Here is a 16639-nt window from a genome sequence, read left to right as displayed (position 1 = left end):
CGGTCAGCCGTGGCGGCGGCGCCAATCAGTCGGCGTTTCGCCGGTCAATTTTCGGAATGCAGCTGCAAATGCTGTTTGCGAGGCATAGCCGAGGGAGGCTGCGACCAACGCGATCGAATTTTGAGGATCGCGCAGCATGTTTATGGCTTGCTCGAGCCGATATTGACGCAGCCAGTTGTGCGGTGAAAGCCCCGTGCTTTCCTTGAAAGCACGGCAGAAATGAAAACGCGACAGCCCGGAATCGGCAGCGAGGGCCGCGAGGGAGACGTCCGCGTCGGCGTCCGACCGCAATCGTTCGATGGCCCGGCGCAGCACGCTCGGCGCGAGGCCGCCGAGCGCCGGCTGATAGCTCGGTGCCTTGCCTGTGTGCGCAGCCAGCAGGCGCGTGGCCAGAAGGTCGGTCAACTGCTGCCTGAACAGTGTATCCAGTGCCGTATTGCCTTCCAGGACATCGGCTGCGCTCAGGAGCAATCGGGATGTAATGAGGTCCGGATGCGCCGTTCGCTCCACGAGATCGGTCGGCGTGAAAGTATCGGTTTCGTCGGCGATGCGCGTCAGTGTCGAGCGGGGAAGATAGAGCTGAACGACATCAACCGGTTTTGGAATATCCCATCGGGAGCTTGATCCAGCCGGGATGATGATCACAACCCCGCGACGAAACGTTCCGCTCTCGACCGATCGTCCGGACCGCCGTTCCATGCGCTGTATCACGCCGTTGTAAGCCATGATGACGTGGTCGGTCATGGGCTCGACGACATCATGCAAGGGGTCGTGATTCCAGTGGGCGATTGCACCGCCGGAGGGGTCTGCCGCAAGATGAATTGGCGCAGTTCTCAGAACGCGCGACATCTCGTTTGCAGGATTGTGGTCAGCAGCCGGCATGTCGTCCCGGCGAGCCTCGATTGCCTCATCCGACGCGCTCTCGAGAGGATCGCTGGAGCAAGGCAAGCTCATGGTAGCGCGCTCGTTGGCAGGCGCTGCTTATACGCGGTCCCGGCAACAATGGCGGGCTCATTGAGCATCCGCCTATAGTGGCCGACGTTGTCAGTCCTACTACCCATGACATGCCCCAATGTCGCGAGCGATTTCGCCGTGCTTTTGATTATTCGCGTTGTGCGATGCAGCGTAAATATCAAAAACTTTCGAGGGCAAAAACCTATTCTCTAGGATAGGTTGCCTTCGCCGTTGGACCTCGTTCTCAGCCGATAAAATTAAATGTTTCATAGCGCGACGATTGACGCCCTTGTGCCAACGCACGGCAAGGGACCGTATGGGTTCCGAAACTCATGTGGAGTGGGTGGCGCATCGACTTCCTGTTCGGCGAACCTGTCGAGCGCTGCGCTGGATTCATCGGCCAGCCAGACCCCCACCATAATCTATATAGCACTTCGGAATCCCGAAATTGGTTGCGGTGTTGAAATCATTGGATGTTTTCCCGCGATGACACCGCCCAAAAGGCGTCGAATTTCGGAATCCCGAAGCGGGGGAATTTCGGGATCCCGAAGTGGGATTTTTTCTTCATGGCGACGCGGACACGTTTGTCGGCAGCAATCGGCCCGCAGCATCCGACGGAAAAAACCAAGTCGGTCGGAGCCTCACCGATGCATCTTCCCACCTCGACGCCGGCTTAGAAGATCAAGATTGTAGTTTATTTTGGTTGATTGGTTCGTTTGTAAACTTATTGTCGAGGCAAAAGGACACGTCTTCGGATCGGATCCCGAATGTTCAGTTTATCGCAGCACAAACCCCGTCGACCGACACAGATCCAGACCCAGCACGTCGATACCGGCGCCGGAGCCGGGTTGCCAGCATCGCTCATAACGTCCTGACTGCTCCCAACATCAACTGAGGTTTCCCATGCGCATCGCCGTCGGTGGCATTCATATCGAATGCAGCACATACAACCCCGTCCTGAACGAAGAGAAGGATTTTCGCGTGTTGCGTGGGGAGGCCCTGCTGGCATCTCCCTATTTCGCCTTCCTCAAGGATTATGATGCCGAGTTCTTGCCGACCATCCATGCCCGCGCCATCGCCGGCGGCCCGGTTTCGCGCGCCACCTACGAGGCCTTCAAGGGTGAATTCCTCGAGCGGCTGAAGCCGATGCTGCCGCTTGATGGTCTCTATCTCGCCATGCACGGCGCCATGTTTGTCGAGGGCATGGAGGATGCCGAAGGCGACTGGATCAGTGCGGCCCGCGCGCTGGTCGGCAAGGATTGCACGGTTTCGGCCAGCTATGACCTGCACGGCAACGTCACGCAACGCATCATCGATGCGCTCGATATCTATTCCACCTATCGCACTGCGCCGCATATCGATGTCGAGGAGACGATGTGCCGCTCCGTCTCCATGCTGGTGAAGAGCCTGAAAACCGGAGAGCGGCCGATCGTTCTCTGGGCGCCGATCCCCGTCGTGCTGCCCGGCGAGCGCACCAGCACCGTCGATGAGCCGGCAAAGAGCCTCTATGACATGCTGCCCGGGATCGATGCGATCGATGGCGTCTGGGACGCATCGCTGATGGTAGGCTATGTCTGGGCCGATGAACCGCGCGCCACCGCCGCCGCGATCATGACCGGCACCGACCGCGCCGTGCTGGAGCGTGAGGCCAAACGTCTCGCGAGGGCTTATTGGGATGCGCGCGAAGACTTCGTCTTCGGCTGCGAGACAGGTTCGGTCGAGGAATGCGTCGAAAGGGCGATCGCCAGCCCGACCGCCCCAGTGGTGCTTGCCGAATCCGGCGACAACCCCACAGGCGGCGGCGTCGGGGACCGGGCCGATGTACTGGCCGAACTGATTGCCAGGGACGCCACCGGCGTCGTCTTTGCCGGCATCGCCGACAAGGCGGCGACCGAGGCCTGTTATGCCGCAGGCATCGGCGCGGAACTGGAGCTCAGCGTCGGCGCCTCGCTCGACACCAAGGGCAGCAAGCCCGTTCACGGCCGCTTCACGGTCAAGTTCCTGCACGAAACGTCAGATCCCGCCGAGCGGCAGGCGGTGGTTTCGGTCAGTGGTATCGATCTGGTGCTCTCCGCCAAGCGCCGGCCCTATCACAACATCGTCGATTTCACCCGGCTCGGCCTCGACCCGCACCGGGCGAAGATCATCGTCGTCAAATCGGGCTATCTCTCGCCGGAACTGGCGCCGATCGCCAATCCGAACCTGATGGCGCTATCAACAGGTGTCGTCGACCAGTTCGTCGAGCGCCTGCCGCGGCTGCGCAAGCAGCATCCGACCTATCCCTTCGACAAGGATTTTGTCTTCGAGCCGGAGGGCTTTCTCTCCGCACGCTCGACGCCGGCCTGAGCTTCACCCGAACCAATTGCATTTTTGAGATGATATTGTCGATCGCGGCGTCGCCCTGTCGCCGCGATCGACTGCTTTCCCATATCGCAGCAATAGCGGGATTTGAGCAAAAAACGGGCAGATTTCCATTTGCACAAAAAAGCGCTTGACGGTCGGCGCGATTTGGTTTGCACTGAACCAATAGAAAATTGGTACGGACCATTTAAGCGAATGCCGATGGATGAGACGCAGGGCAATTCCAATTATGCGCTGGAGAGGCTGAGGGCTCTGCTGCGGTCCGACAGTCTCGACGCCGACGGCAAGCTGCCGACCGAGCGCACCCTTTCGGAAATGCTTGGCGTCGGCCGCCGTGCCGTCCGCCGCGCCCTCGAAGTGCTGGAGGCCGAGGGTCGCATCTGGCGCCGCCAAGGCTCCGGCACCTATGCCGGCCCGCGCCCCGACGGCTGGAGCGATCATGTCGGCTCGATCGTTGCCGGCACCGATCTCATGGAGGTCATGGAGGTGCGCCTGCGCATCGAACCGCAGCTCGCCCAGCTTGCCGCCATGCGCGCCAAGGCCGCCGATATCGAGCGCATGTATGATCTGGTGAAGAAGATCTACGAAAGCACCGATGCCGACGGGCGCGAACTCTGGGACGGCGCGCTGCACCGCCAGATCGCCCAATGCGCCGGCAACGGTTTCTTCCTCACCATCTTCGACGTCATCAACCGGGTGCGCCAGGACGAGGCCTGGCAGACGATCCGCGAGCGCGCCCGCAGCGCCAGCCGGACGCGGCCCGTCACCTTCGGCCAGCACACGGCAATCGTGGATGCGATCGCCGCACGTGATCCTGCCAGGGCGGGCGAAGCGATGCGCCAGCATCTGTTGACACTGCAGGAAAGCCTCATCCGCATCACCTCGCTCGATCACAGCGAAGCGGAGGTCGACAAGACCCTCGCCTGACCGGGGTGAGCTGGGAGAAAAACAGAGCGGGCCATAACCGCCGGAATGGAAGCAAAAAACAAATAAACAGAACAGAGGAGAATGGAATGAAGATCGCCAAATTGCTGACCGCCACCGTTGCCGGCGCGCTGTTTGCGCTTCCTGCCTTCGCCGTCGACCTGAAGATCGGATTGCAGGACGATGCCGACGTGCTCGATCCCGCGCAGTCACGCACCTTCGTCGGCCGCATCGTTTACACCGCGATGTGCGACAAGCTCGTCGACGTCTCGCCGGATCTGAAGATCGTGCCGCAGCTTGCCACCGAATGGAGCTGGTCGGCCGACGGCAAAGAGCTCACCATGAAGCTGCGCCAAGGCGTCAAGTTCCATGACGAGACCCCCTTCAACGCCGAAGCCGTCGTCGCCACCATCGAGCGCAACATCACCCTGCCGGAATCACGCCGCAAGAGCGAGCTCACCTCGGTCGCAAAGGTCGAGGCGGCGAGCGAATACGAGGTCAAGTTCACCCTCAAGGCGCCTGACGTCACCCTTCTTGCCCAGCTTTCCGACCGCGCCGGCATGATCGTTTCGCCGAAGGCCGCCAAGGAACTCGGCGCCAAGTTCGGCGATCACCCGGTCTGCGCCGGTCCGTTCAAGTTTGTCGAGCGCGTCCAGCAGGACCGCATCGTGCTCGAAAAGTTCCAGGACTACTGGAACAAGGACAAGATCTTCATCGACAAGCTGACCTATCTGCCGATCCCGGATACGACGGTGCGCCTCGCCAACCTGCGGTCCGGCGATCTCGACATGATCGAGCGTCTGGCGGCGACCGACGCTGAAGCCGTGAAGGCGGATTCGAGCCTCGTCTATGCCGATGCCGTCGGCACCGGCTACATGGCGCTCTATACCAATATCGGCAATGGTGCGCGTGCCGACAATCCTTTCGGCAAGGACAAGCGCCTGCGCCAGGCTTTCTCGCTGGCGATCGACCGCGATGCCGTCAACCAGATCGTCTATGAAGGCACGGCCGTCTCCGGCAACCAGCCCTTCCCGCCGAGCAGCCCGTGGTTCGACAAGGATATTCCTGTCCCCGCCCGCGATCTCGACAAGGCCAAGGCCCTGATCAAGGAAGCCGGCTTCGACCGCGTGCCGATCGAGCTACAGATCCCGAACAATCCTGTTGCCATGCAGATGATGCAGATCATCCAGTCGATGGTCGGCGAAGCCGGCTTTGACGTCAGTCTGAAATCGACGGAATTCGCCACGCTGCTGAGCGAACAGACGGCCGGCAACTATCAGCTCAGCCGTTCCGACTGGTCCGGCCGCGTCGATCCCGATGGCAACATCCATCAGTTCATCACCTGCAAGGGCGGCATCAACGACACGAAATACTGCAATCCCGAAGTGGACAAGCTGCTGAACGAAGCCCGTGCATCGACCGACGATGCCGTGCGCAAGCAGAAGTATGATGCTGCCGCCGTCATCCTCAACGATGATCTGCCGATCATCTATCTCGGCCATCAGTCCTGGATCTGGGCGCTGCACAAAAACATCACCGGCTTCATTCCGTCGCCGGATGGCATGATCCGCCTCGTCGGCGTCAAGAAAGCCGACTGACCGTAAGCAAATCATGCGGCGGAAACCCTCCGCCGCATGATTCTAAAGCGCGTCGCAATCTTTCAGGTCTTCTTCACGCGCTTTAGCTTTTTGTTTTACGCATGTCGTTATCGCAAAACCGCTGCACACTTTTGCGCGACATGCTTTGATCGTGTCAGGATCGCCCATGTATACCTACATCGCCAAACGGCTCTTGGTCGCCATACCGACGCTTTTGATCATTTCGATCTTCGTCTTCTCGCTGCAGAAGCTGCTGCCCGGTGATCCGATCCTCGCCATGGCCGGCGAGGAACGCGACCCGCAGGTTCTCGAATTCCTGCGCGAGAAGTACCGGCTGAACGATCCCGTGCCCTATCAATATGTCCGCTGGCTGGGTGCGGCACTGCAGGGCGACCTGGGCATCTCGCTGCGCACCAACCAGCCAGTTCTACAGCTCATTGGCGAAAAGCTGCCGGTCACCATCCAGCTTGCCATCATGTCGATGATCTTCGCCTTTGTCATCGGCGTGCCGATGGGCATCCTGGCGGCCGTCAAGAAGAACACGATGATCGACTATCTCGCCAACATCATCGCACTGACAGGCCTGTCGATCCCGAATTTCTGGCTCGGCATCATGCTGATCCTGCTGGTTTCGGTCAATCTCGGCTGGTTGCCGGCATCGGGCTACGAACCCTTCTTCAGCAACCCGCTCCGTTCGCTGGAAACCATGCTGATGCCATCCTTCGTGCTCGGCAATGCGCTGGCCGCGACGCTGATGCGCCATACCCGCTCGGCCATGCTCAGCGTGCTGAGCGCCGATTACATCCGCACCGCCCGCGCCAAGGGATTGCCGGAAAGCACTGTCGTGCTCGAGCACAGCTTCCGCAACGCGATGCTGCCGATCGTGACGTTGACCGCGCTGCTCTTCGGCGAACTGCTCGCCGGCGCCGTGCTGACCGAGCAGATCTTCACCATTCCGGGTTTCGGAAAGCTCATCGTCGACGCTGTCTTCAACCGCGACTACGCCGTCGTCCAGGGCGTGGTGATCTGCACCGCGATCGGCTTCATCCTGATGAACCTGTTGGCCGACATTCTCTACGTCCTGCTCAACCCGCGCATGAGGGCCGCCCTATGACCGCGATCGGAGAGACCGTCATGCCCTCCGCGATCGACCGCACGCCAAGCCGCGCATGGCGCAAGCTGAGGGCCAACAAGGGCGCCCTCGTCGGCCTTGCGATCATCGCCTTCTTCGCGATCCTCGCCCTTGCTGCCCCCCTCCTTCCGATTCCCGATCCGAACGCCACAAGCTGGTCGGCGATCCGCAAGGCGCCCTCCGCCGCCCATTGGCTTGGCACCGACGACATCGGCCGCGACATTCTTTCCCGGATGATCTGGGGTGCGCAGGCGTCGCTGATGGCAGGCGTCTTCTCGGTGGCGATCGCCGTTATCATCGGCGTGCCCTTCGGCCTTATCTCCGGTTATTTCGGCGGCTGGATCGACATGGTGATCTCCCGCATCACCGAAGCCTTTCTGGCCATGCCTTTCCTCATCACCGCGATCGCGCTCGCAGCCTTTCTCGGTCCGAGCCTGACCAATGCGATGATTGCGATCGGCCTTTCGGCCATGCCCGTCTTCGTGCGGCTGACGCGTGGCCAGGTGCTTTCGGTCAAAACCGAGGAATATGTCGAGGGCGCCCGCTCGATCGGCCTCCGGTCCTCGAGCATCATCACCCGCTATATCCTGCCGAACGTCTTTGCGCCGATCCTGGTGCAGGCAACGTTGACCATCGCCACCGCGATCATCGCCGAAGCGAGCCTCTCCTTTCTCGGCCTCGGACAGCAACCGCCGGCGCCCAGCTGGGGCTCGATGCTGAACGTCGCCAAGAATTTCCTCTCCCAGGCGCCATGGATGGCGATGTGGCCGGGCGCCGCGATCTTCCTCGTCGTCATCGGTTTCAATCTCTTAGGCGACGGCCTGCGCGATGCGCTTGATCCGCGCGAAGCATGATTTCTCGAAAGGACATTTGACATGACCGCATTCACGACCCGTCCCGAGATCCTCGGCACCTTCGGTGTCGTCACCTCGACGCACTGGATCGCCTCGGCCGTCGGCATGAGCATTCTCGAAAAAGGCGGCAACGCCTTCGATGCGGCAGTGGCGACGGGCTTCGTGCTGCAGATCGTCGAGCCGCATCTCTGCGGTCCCGGCGGTGACCTGCCGGCGGTGATCTATTCGAAGAAAAAGGACAAGGTCGAGGTCATCTGCGCGCAGGGGCCCGCCCCCGCCGGCGCGACGATCGAACACTATACGGCGGAAGGCCTGAGCCTGATCCCTGGTGATGGGCTGCTTGCGACCGTCATCCCCGGCTCCTTCGATGGCTGGATGCTGATGCTGCGCGACTATGGCTCTATGAGCGTGCGCGATGTCCTGGAACCGGCGATCTATTACGCCGAGCACGGCCATCCGATGCTGCCGCGCGTCTCCGCCACCATCAAAGGGCTCGCCGCCTTCTTCGAGAAGGAATGGCCGACCTCCTACGAGACCTGGCTGCCGGGTGGCAGCGCGCCCCAAGCGCATGAGAATTTCAAGAATCCGGTGCTTGCCGAAACCTGGAAGCGCATCATCGCCGAGGCGGAAGTGAAAAGCGGCCGGGAAGCGCAGGTGCAGGCGGCCCGCGACGCCTTCTATCGCGGCTTCGTCGCCGAGACGATCGATGACTATCTGAAAACCGCCGAGGTGATCGATGCGAGCGGCAACCGCCACAAGGGCGTCCTGACTGCCAACGACATGGCAAACTGGTCGGCAACGATCGAAGAGCCGCTGACCTATGATTATCATGGCTGGACGATCGCCAAGATCGGCCCCTGGGGCCAGGGTCCGGTCTTTCTGCAGACCCTTTCGATCCTTAAAGGCTTCGATCTCGCCGCAATGGATCCCGCTGGCGCCGATTTCGTCCATACTGTCGTCGAGGCGATGAAGCTCGCCTTCGCTGACCGCGAAGTCTATTACGGCGATCCGAATTTTTCTGAGATTCCCATCGCGCATCTGCTGTCGGAGACCTATGCCGCCGAGCGCCGCAAGCTGGTCGGCACAGACGCCTCGTTCGATCTTCGCCCCGGCATCGTGCCTGGCTTCGAAGCGCAGCATGATCTGACGATGACGATGCTCGGCGCGGATTCGAAAACCGGCGCCGTCTATGAGCCGACCATGGCGCATCTTTCCGAAAAGCGCGGCGACACCGTGCATATCGATGTGATCGACCGCGACGGCAACATGGTCTCCGTCACGCCATCAGGCGGCTGGCTGCAATCCTCGCCGACCGTGCCCGGCCTCGGCTTCTGCCTCAATTCCCGCGCCCAGATGTTCTGGCTGAGACCAGGCCTGCCGACGTCGCTTGCGCCGGGCAAACGGCCGCGCACGACGCTGACGCCTTCGCTCGGCCTCTATGAGGGCCGCCCGACCCTTGCCTTCGGCACACCGGGTGGCGACCAGCAGGAGCAGTGGCAGCTCTCCTTCTTCCTGCGATATGCGCATCACCAGCTGAACCTGCAGGCGGCGATCGACCAGCCGCTGTTCCATACTTCGCATTTTCCGGGCTCCTTCTATCCGCGCACCCGCGAACCCGGCAGCCTGATGGCGGAGGCGAATTTCGGCCCCGATGTCCTCGATGTCTTGCGCCGCAAGGGCCACAAGCTGACGGTCGCCGATCCCTGGACGATCGGCCGTCTGACCGCTGCGAGACGCGATAGCGACGGACTGTTGCGCGCCGCAGCCACCCCGCGCCTGATGCAGGCCTATGCGATCGGGAGATAGTCGTGACCTGGTCCATCGTCGCCCGTGATCCCTTGACCGGTCATCTCGGCATCGCCGTCGCGAGCCGCTTCTTTGCCGTCGGCGCCCTTGTGCCGCATATTCGCGGCGGCATCGGCGCCGTCGCCACGCAGGCCTTCGTCAGCCCGCTTTACGGCGTCGATGGCCTGTCGCTGCTGGCTGCAGGCAGGGCACCTGAGGAAATCATCGCCGAGCTGACCGCGCGTGATGCCGGCCACGATCAGCGGCAGTTGCACCTCATCGATGCGAAGGGGCGCAACGCCGCCTTCACTGGCGCCGCATGCATCGACTGGGCCGGGCATCTGATCGACGAAAACGTCTCGGTCGCCGGCAACATGCTCGCGGGTCCTGACGTCGTCGTCGAGACGCTTGCCACCTATAACAAAGCGATGGACAAGCCCTTGGCCGAACGCCTGCTGCTGGCGATGCAGGCAGGCGAAGATGTCGGCGGCGACAAGCGTGGCAGGCAGTCCGCCGCCCTCGTCATCCACCGCGATCAGGATTATCCGTGGCTGAGTATCCGCGCCGACGATCATCCCGACCCGCTTGCCGAACTTGTCCGCCTCCACGCCGTGGCGGGTGAACGCTACCTTCATGTCGCGGAGACGATGGCGACGCGGCAAAATCCGAACGGCATGACCGACAGGCGCGAGATCGATGAAAAGATCGCTGCGCTGGAAGCGGCCCGTATCGCTGAAGGCAGGCCTTCCACCTCCTTCGCCACACCTTTGAAGACGTGAATCCAGATAAGAACAAGGGAACGACATGAGTGATGTTTCTTCGGCCCCCGCCTCTCCGGTTCTCTCCGTCCGGAACCTGACGACGTCCTTCCTCGTCGATGGCGACTGGAAGCCGGTGGTACGCGACGTCTCCTTCGACGTCATGCCTGGCGAGACCGTGGCGATCGTCGGCGAAAGCGGCTCGGGCAAAAGCGTCACCTCCCTTTCGATCATGCGGCTTCTCGCCAAGGGATCGAGCCGCATCGATGGCGCCATCAGCTTGAACGGCAAGGATGTTCTCACCCTTCCGGAAAAGGAGATGCGCCGGGTGCGCGGCAACGACGCCGCCATGATCTTCCAGGAGCCGATGACATCCCTCAACCCGATCTTCACCATCGGTCGCCAGATCTCCGAAGCGCTCACCTGCCACGGCGATATCGGCAAGGCCGAGGCGCGGGCCGAGACCGTGCGTCTGCTGGAAAAGGTCCGCATCCCCAACGCCGCCGCCCGCTTCGACGAATATCCGCACCAGTTCTCGGGCGGCATGCGCCAGCGCGTGATGATCGCCATGGCGCTCGCCAGCCGGCCGAAATTGCTGATCGCCGACGAACCGACGACGGCGCTCGACGTGACGATCCAGGGCCAGATCCTCGACCTGATCAAGATGCTGCAGGAAGAAGAGGGCATGTCCGTGCTCTTCATCACCCACGACATGGGTGTCGTCGCCGAAGTCGCCGACCGCACCATCGTCATGTATCGCGGCGAGGCTGTGGAAACTGGCACGACCGACGACATCTTCCATCGCGGCAGGCATCCCTATACCCGCGCTTTGCTCTCGGCCGTGCCGCGTCTCGGCTCGATGGCCGACCGGAAATGGCCGCTGCGTTTCCCCGTCGTCGATACCGCGACCGGCGAACGCCGCGAGCCGATCGAGGTGGCCGACACCGTCGACCGCCGCCGGACGCCGATCCTCGAAGTCAAGAACCTCGTGACCCGTTTCGATATCCGCGGCGGCCTGCTCGGCCGCAAGATGGGCGCGATCCATGCGGTCGAGGACGTCTCCTTCGATCTCTTCCAGGGCGAGACGCTGTCGCTCGTCGGCGAATCCGGCTGCGGCAAGTCGACCACCGGCCGCTCGATCACCCGCCTCGTCCAGCCGAACGGCGGCAGTGTCAGCCTCGACGGTTATGACGTGCTGAGCCTTGACGCGGCCGATCTCAGACGGATGCGCCGCAGCATCCAGATGATCTTTCAGGATCCCTTCGCCAGCCTCAACCCGCGCATGACCGTCGGCGCCGCCGTCGCCGAACCGATCACCGAACATGGCCTCGGCACAGGCGCCCAGGCCCGCGACAAGGCGGCCGATCTTCTCGAACGCGTCGGGCTGAAACCCGACATGATGAAACGTTATCCGCACGAATTCTCCGGTGGTCAGCGTCAGCGCATCTGCATCGCCCGCGCGCTTGCGCTCGATCCGAAGGTGATCGTCGCCGACGAAAGCGTTTCGGCCCTCGATGTTTCGATCAAGGCGCAGGTCTGCAATCTGCTGATGGACCTGCAGCAAAGCCTCAACCTTGCCTTCCTGTTCATTTCCCACGACATGGCGGTGGTCGAGCGCGTCAGCCACCGAGTCGCAGTGATGTATCTCGGCGAAATCGTCGAGATCGGCCCGCGCGCGGAATTGTTCAGCAATCCGCAGCACGCCTACACGAAGAAGCTGATGGCAGCCGTACCGGTTCCCGACCCCTCACGTCGCGGCATCAAGCGCAACCTCGGAACCGACGAGCTCAAGAGCCCCGTTCGCCCAGTTGGCTACGTCGCGCCGCCGCGCCGATATCGGGAAGTGTCGGCAGGTCATCTGGTGCGGCTCGATGAAGCCGCCTGAACGTGAAAATCCACTCTCCAAAGCATCAGGAAAACAAGTATTGCGGGAAAATAACCCGTGCCGGTGGAGCGCGGGCTGTCTTTTTTGCTGCACCGCTTATATGACTTCTGCTAGATATTATTTTACCGATAATTATTAACGACCGATTCCACCCTTTTGTGTTCTCTTATCCTTGCGAATCAAAAAGGTTTGATTTGCCCGGGGACGGCCCCCATGTTGAAGCATGGGGCGATGCAACAGTTGGGTAGGAGCCTATGCTGCAACGGATTGAAGACATTGATGCAGCGCTCGTCGACAGGCTGCAGCATTCGGCGTTCAAGTACTTCCTGAAATATACCAATCCCGAAAACGGCCTTGTGGCGGACACATCGATCGGCGGGGTTCCGTGCAGCATCGCAGCCGTCGGCTTTGCGCTTTCCTCCTACCCTGTTGGTGTCGAGCGTTTATGGATTAGCCGCGAGGAGGCAGCCGAACGCACGGTCAATACGCTGCGGTTCTTCGCCGAGGCGCGCCAGGGCGAGGAACGCCACGCCACCGGCCACCGCGGCTTCTTCTACCACTTCCTGCACATGGATACCGGCCATCGCGCCTGGAACAGCGAGCTTTCGACCATCGATACGGCGCTGCTCGTCGCCGGCATCCTCACGGCCGCACAGTATTTCAATCGCGAAGACGACGAGACGGAAACTGAAATCCGTCAACTCGCCACCTTCATCTACGAGCGCGTCGACTGGCGCTGGGCGCTGAACAAGGGCGATACCATTTCCATGGGTTGGAAGCCCTCATCCGGCTTCCTGCGTTGGCGTTATCACGGCTTCGACGAGGCGATCATCCTCTATACGCTGGCGCTCGCTTCGCCGACGCACCCGATCCCGCAATCGAGCTACGACGCCTTCACGTCAAGCTATTCCTGGATGCTGCATGGCGAGCAGTCCTACCTCTATGCCGGGCCGCTCTTCATCCACCTCTTCTCGCATGCCTGGATCGATTTCCGCACCATTCAGGACAAGCCGATGGCGGAGCGAAACTGGGACTATTTCCGCAACACGCAGGTGATGATCAACGTCCAGCGTGACTATGCCGAGCGCAATCCCGGCCAGTTCGTCGGCTACAACAGGAATATCTGGGGTTTCTCTGCCTGTGACGGCCCGCCGCCGACACGGCGCATGCGCGGTGGCCGCCAGCCGAAGGTTCTGGGCTATGCCGCACGCGGCGCACCGCTTGGCCCGGATGACGGCACGATCGCACCCTGGGCAGCACTTGCCTGCCTGCCCTACGACCGGCAGGCGGCTCTTGACGGCACCAAGGCGCTTCTGACCACCTATCCGAACCTGCTGTTGGAAGGCGGCTTTCCTGGCGGCTTCAACCCGACGGTCAAGACCAAGCGGCCGGAAGGCTGGGTCGACGACCGCACTGTTGGCATCGACCAGGGGCTTGTGGTCATGACCATCGAGAACGACCGTTCGGATTTCATCTGGAAGCTGATGCGGCAATCGCCGGTCATCCGCCTCGGGCTCGAGCGCGCCGGCTTTACCGGCGGCTGGCTCGAAGGCATCGAGCCGGAAGAAGTGGTTCGCAAGTTCGGCTAGCGCACAACCCCGGAAATCGAAATCGATTTTAGAGCCCGCGCGTCCAATAGGAGGTGCGGGCTCTTGGTTTAGTTATCGAAGACATGCGCCTTGCCGGCGATATCGAGGCGAACGAGGTCTCCTCGCGCCGGAAGCGCCACGCTCGAGGTCTTGATCAGGATCGGCGGCAAGGCAACGCCGTCGAGCGAAACCGCAACGGTGCAAACCGCGCCGCCAAATTCCACCTCGACGACACGTCCGCCATGGTTGCGATCGCTTTCATCGGCGACGACGCGGATCTGCTCGGGCCGCAGCATGATCTCCGCCTTGCCCTGACGACTGCCTTCGACGGCGACATGGCCGAGTGCGCAGTCTGCCAAACCGTTGCGAATGATGGCGGGAAGCAGCACGGCATCACCGAGAAACAGTGCCGTCTCGCGATCGCGCGGATGCAGATACAATGATTGCGGCGACCCGGCCTGGATCAGCCGTCCTTCCCTAAGGACCGCGACCTGATCGGCAAAGGTCAGCGCCTCTTCCTGGTCATGGGTGACGAGAATGGTGGTGATGCCGGCCGCCTGCAGGACGCGCGCAACCGCCTTGCGCATATTTTCACGCAGGCCGGTATCGAGTGCCGAGAAAGGTTCGTCGAGCAGCATCAGCCGCGGCTTGCGGCCGAGCGCGCGGGCCAGCGCCACACGCTGCTGCTGGCCGCCGGAAAGCTGATGCGGGCGCCGCGCCAGCATGCCGCGGTCGAGCTCGACCATATCGAGCAACTCGACGATGCGCTTCTCGCGATCGGCTGCGCCTCGTTCGAAGCCGAAGCCGATATTCTCGGCAACGCTCAAGTGCGGAAATAGCGCGCCGTCCTGCGAGACGATGCCGATGCCGCGCTTGTGTGCCGGCACTGTCGCCGGACCGTCCGCGAGCAGGTCGCCATCCAGCGTCACCCTGCCGACATCGGGTTGCTCGAAGCCGGCAATGATGCGCAGCAGCGTCGTCTTGCCCGAACCGGACGGGCCGACGACGGCCGTGCGGCTGCCGGCCGAGACCTCGAGCGAAATATCCTTCAGCGCCTGGACGGGGCCATAGCGCTTGCTGATGTTTTCGATCGTGAGCAGCGTCATTGGCCGGCGGTCCGTTTCGATTGGGTATAGAGCATCAGGGTGAGCGGCAGCGACAGCACGACCATCATGAAGGCGTAAGGGGCGGCCGAGACATAGTCGATCTCGCTGGTCAGCGACCAGAATTTCGTCGCCAGCGTATCGACGCCATTGGGCGACAGCATCAATGTCGCCGTGAGTTCATTGGTGATGCCGAGTGCGGCCAGCGCGACGCTGGCGGCCGCTCCCGGTGCTGCAAGCCGCATGGTGATCTGCCGCACCGCCTGGCCCGGGGTGCGGCCGAGACCCATCGCGGCGCGCTCCAGCTCCACCGGCGCCTGGGCGATGCTGGCGCGCAGCCCGACCATGGCCCGCGGCAGGAAAAGCATCACATAAGCGACGAGCAGCGTTGCGAAGGTCTGATAGAGCGGCAACACGAGACGCACGGTGATCGTCACCAGCGCCAGCGCCACGACGACGCCCGGCAGCGAGCCGACATAATAATGGCAGGCTTCGAGCACGCGCTGAAGGCGGCCGGGCGCCCGCACGGAAAGCCAGGCCATCGGTGCTGCGGCAATCGTAGCCAGCACGCCGCCGACAATGGCAAGCACGATCGTCTGCAGGAAGGCGTTGCCGACTTCGATGCGCCAGATATCGATGCCGCCGAGATAGAGCCATCGGCCAAGCGTCACCAGCGGCACGCCGAGCGTCAGTACCGCCAGGATGACAGGCAGCAAAACGGCGGGCACCACGAACCAGCCCAGCCGGCGGCGGTCCGTGGGACGTGGCGAGCCGGCGCCGACGCGGGCATAACGTTCGTTGCCACGCATCAGCACCTCGAAGCCGAGCAGAAAGAGACAGCAGGCGACGAGCACGCCGCCGAGCATGTTGGAGGCCGGGCTGTTATAGGAGGACTGGAACTGGTCGACGATGGCCGTCGCGAAGGTGTCGAACCGGATCATGACGAACAGGCCGTACTCCGAAAGCAGATGTAGCGCGATCAGCAGCGAACCGCCGCAGATGGCGAGTCTGAGCTGCGGCAGCACAGCGCGGAAGAAGACGCGCCAGGGATTAAGGCCCAGCGAGGCCGCGGCATCCTCGATCGCCGGATCGAGGCGGCGCAATGCTGCGGCGACCGGCAGGTAGAGGAACGGATAGTAGGCGATGACCGAGACGAAGACGCCGCTCTGCAGGCCGCGCATGCCGGGAACGAGGCTGACCCAAGCATAGCTGTGCACGAAGGCGGGCACGGCGAGCGGAGCGATCGCAAGCCAGGCCCAGAGCCGCGCGAAAGGAATGTCCGTCCGTTCCGTCAGCCAGGCAAGCGTCACGGCAAGCACGATCGACAGCGGGATGGTGATCGATTCCAGGAGAACCGTATTGACGAGAAGTTCGCCGACGCGTGGCCGGAAGACCAGGGCCTTCACTGTTTCCCAGCCGACATCGTAGGTTACCCAGCCGATGAAGCCGAGCGGCACGAGACTGAAGATCGCGACGACGGTTGCAAGCAGGATCACGGAAGCGTGCGGCATGCGTCCGCGTGGCAAAACCATTCGCGCGGCCCTCGGCGCGACCGGCGCCTGGTTGCCGGATGCGAGCAATCTGTTGTCCTGCAGCAAGGCCGATGCCTTTACACGCTGAAAAAGGAAGGCAACCGCCTTTGAAGGGCGGTTGCCGGATGTCGTCATGCCCTAAGGTTTTCTTGAGCCAAAAGCAA

General features: G+C 62.2%; 12 protein-coding genes. 9 read left to right on the top strand and 3 right to left on the bottom strand.

What is annotated here, in order from left to right:
- Positions 1-3 precede the first annotated feature (3 nt).
- Positions 4-954 (bottom strand): AraC family transcriptional regulator, encoded by a 951-nt coding sequence (locus A6U98_RS09870; RefSeq protein ID WP_064649618.1) that lies wholly within the window; start codon positions 952-954, stop codon positions 4-6.
- 903 nt (positions 955-1857) lie between these two features.
- On the opposite strand from A6U98_RS09870, the gene A6U98_RS09860 reads away from it, so the two are divergent.
- The 9 genes from A6U98_RS09860 (at position 1858) to A6U98_RS09820 (ending at position 13840) form a co-directional block, all read left to right on the top strand.
- Entirely contained in the window at positions 1858-3300 is a 1443-nt protein-coding gene (locus tag A6U98_RS09860; protein WP_064649614.1) for a M81 family metallopeptidase, read from the top strand.
- A gap of 210 nt (positions 3301-3510) precedes the next feature.
- Positions 3511-4242, top strand: coding sequence for a FadR/GntR family transcriptional regulator (locus A6U98_RS09855; protein WP_064649611.1), 732 nt, complete (start codon positions 3511-3513; stop codon positions 4240-4242).
- Between the two features lie 86 nt (positions 4243-4328).
- Complete coding sequence (locus tag A6U98_RS09850) at positions 4329-5837, top strand: ABC transporter substrate-binding protein (RefSeq protein WP_064649609.1); 1509 nt, start codon at positions 4329-4331, stop codon at positions 5835-5837.
- 166 nt (positions 5838-6003) lie between these two features.
- Complete coding sequence (locus A6U98_RS09845; RefSeq protein ID WP_025396375.1) at positions 6004-6951, top strand: ABC transporter permease; 948 nt, start codon at positions 6004-6006, stop codon at positions 6949-6951.
- Positions 6948-7823, top strand: a complete 876-nt coding sequence (locus A6U98_RS09840) for an ABC transporter permease (protein WP_064649608.1) — start codon at positions 6948-6950, stop codon at positions 7821-7823. The genes A6U98_RS09845 and A6U98_RS09840 overlap by 4 nt, the downstream gene beginning before the upstream one ends.
- Before the next feature lie 21 nt (positions 7824-7844).
- Positions 7845-9629 carry a gamma-glutamyltransferase family protein gene (locus A6U98_RS09835; RefSeq protein WP_064649606.1) on the top strand — a complete coding sequence of 595 codons (1785 nt, stop codon included), beginning with the start codon at positions 7845-7847 and terminating at the stop codon, positions 9627-9629.
- Between the two features lie 2 nt (positions 9630-9631).
- Entirely contained in the window at positions 9632-10387 is a 756-nt protein-coding gene (locus tag A6U98_RS09830; RefSeq protein WP_064649603.1) for a DUF1028 domain-containing protein, read from the top strand.
- Between the two features lie 25 nt (positions 10388-10412).
- A complete protein-coding gene (locus A6U98_RS09825; protein ID WP_064649601.1) occupies positions 10413-12251 on the top strand; it encodes an ABC transporter ATP-binding protein in 1839 nt (612 codons plus the stop codon).
- Positions 12252-12505: 254 nt separating this feature from the next.
- A complete protein-coding gene (locus A6U98_RS09820; protein WP_029870862.1) occupies positions 12506-13840 on the top strand; it encodes a glucoamylase family protein in 1335 nt (444 codons plus the stop codon).
- 68 nt (positions 13841-13908) lie between these two features.
- Here A6U98_RS09820 and A6U98_RS09815 read toward each other — a convergent pair whose 3' ends face one another.
- Positions 13909-14946, bottom strand: a complete 1038-nt coding sequence (locus tag A6U98_RS09815) for an ABC transporter ATP-binding protein (protein WP_064649599.1) — start codon at positions 14944-14946, stop codon at positions 13909-13911.
- Positions 14943-16610 (bottom strand): iron ABC transporter permease, encoded by a 1668-nt coding sequence (locus A6U98_RS09810; protein WP_064649597.1) that lies wholly within the window; start codon positions 16608-16610, stop codon positions 14943-14945. Before A6U98_RS09810 ends, A6U98_RS09815 begins: the two co-directional genes overlap by 4 nt.
- Positions 16611-16639 lie beyond the last annotated feature (29 nt).

The sequence above is a fragment of the Rhizobium sp. WYCCWR10014 genome, assembly GCF_001657485.1.
Classification (GTDB): Bacteria; Pseudomonadota; Alphaproteobacteria; order Rhizobiales; family Rhizobiaceae; genus Rhizobium.
Note: the sequence above shows the minus strand (reverse complement) of the source record. Positions and strands in the feature narration are given on the sequence as shown.

Excerpts from the sequence above, each read along its gene's own strand:
- A6U98_RS09870 (WP_064649618.1), bottom strand. The coding sequence starts at position 954 with ATGAGCTTGCCTTGCTCCAGCGATCCTCTCGAGAGCGCGTCGGATGAG.
- A6U98_RS09850 (WP_064649609.1), top strand. The coding sequence starts at position 4,329 with ATGAAGATCGCCAAATTGCTGACCGCCACCGTTGCCGGCGCGCTGTTT.
- A6U98_RS09810 (WP_064649597.1), bottom strand. The coding sequence starts at position 16,610 with ATGACGACATCCGGCAACCGCCCTTCAAAGGCGGTTGCCTTCCTTTTT.
- A6U98_RS09820 (WP_029870862.1), top strand. The coding sequence starts at position 12,506 with ATGCTGCAACGGATTGAAGACATTGATGCAGCGCTCGTCGACAGGCTG.
- A6U98_RS09815 (WP_064649599.1), bottom strand. The coding sequence starts at position 14,946 with ATGACGCTGCTCACGATCGAAAACATCAGCAAGCGCTATGGCCCCGTC.
- A6U98_RS09855 (WP_064649611.1), top strand. The coding sequence starts at position 3,511 with ATGCCGATGGATGAGACGCAGGGCAATTCCAATTATGCGCTGGAGAGG.
- A6U98_RS09825 (WP_064649601.1), top strand. The coding sequence starts at position 10,413 with ATGAGTGATGTTTCTTCGGCCCCCGCCTCTCCGGTTCTCTCCGTCCGG.
- A6U98_RS09845 (WP_025396375.1), top strand. The coding sequence starts at position 6,004 with ATGTATACCTACATCGCCAAACGGCTCTTGGTCGCCATACCGACGCTT.
- A6U98_RS09840 (WP_064649608.1), top strand. The coding sequence starts at position 6,948 with ATGACCGCGATCGGAGAGACCGTCATGCCCTCCGCGATCGACCGCACG.
- A6U98_RS09835 (WP_064649606.1), top strand. The coding sequence starts at position 7,845 with ATGACCGCATTCACGACCCGTCCCGAGATCCTCGGCACCTTCGGTGTC.
- A6U98_RS09860 (WP_064649614.1), top strand. The coding sequence starts at position 1,858 with ATGCGCATCGCCGTCGGTGGCATTCATATCGAATGCAGCACATACAAC.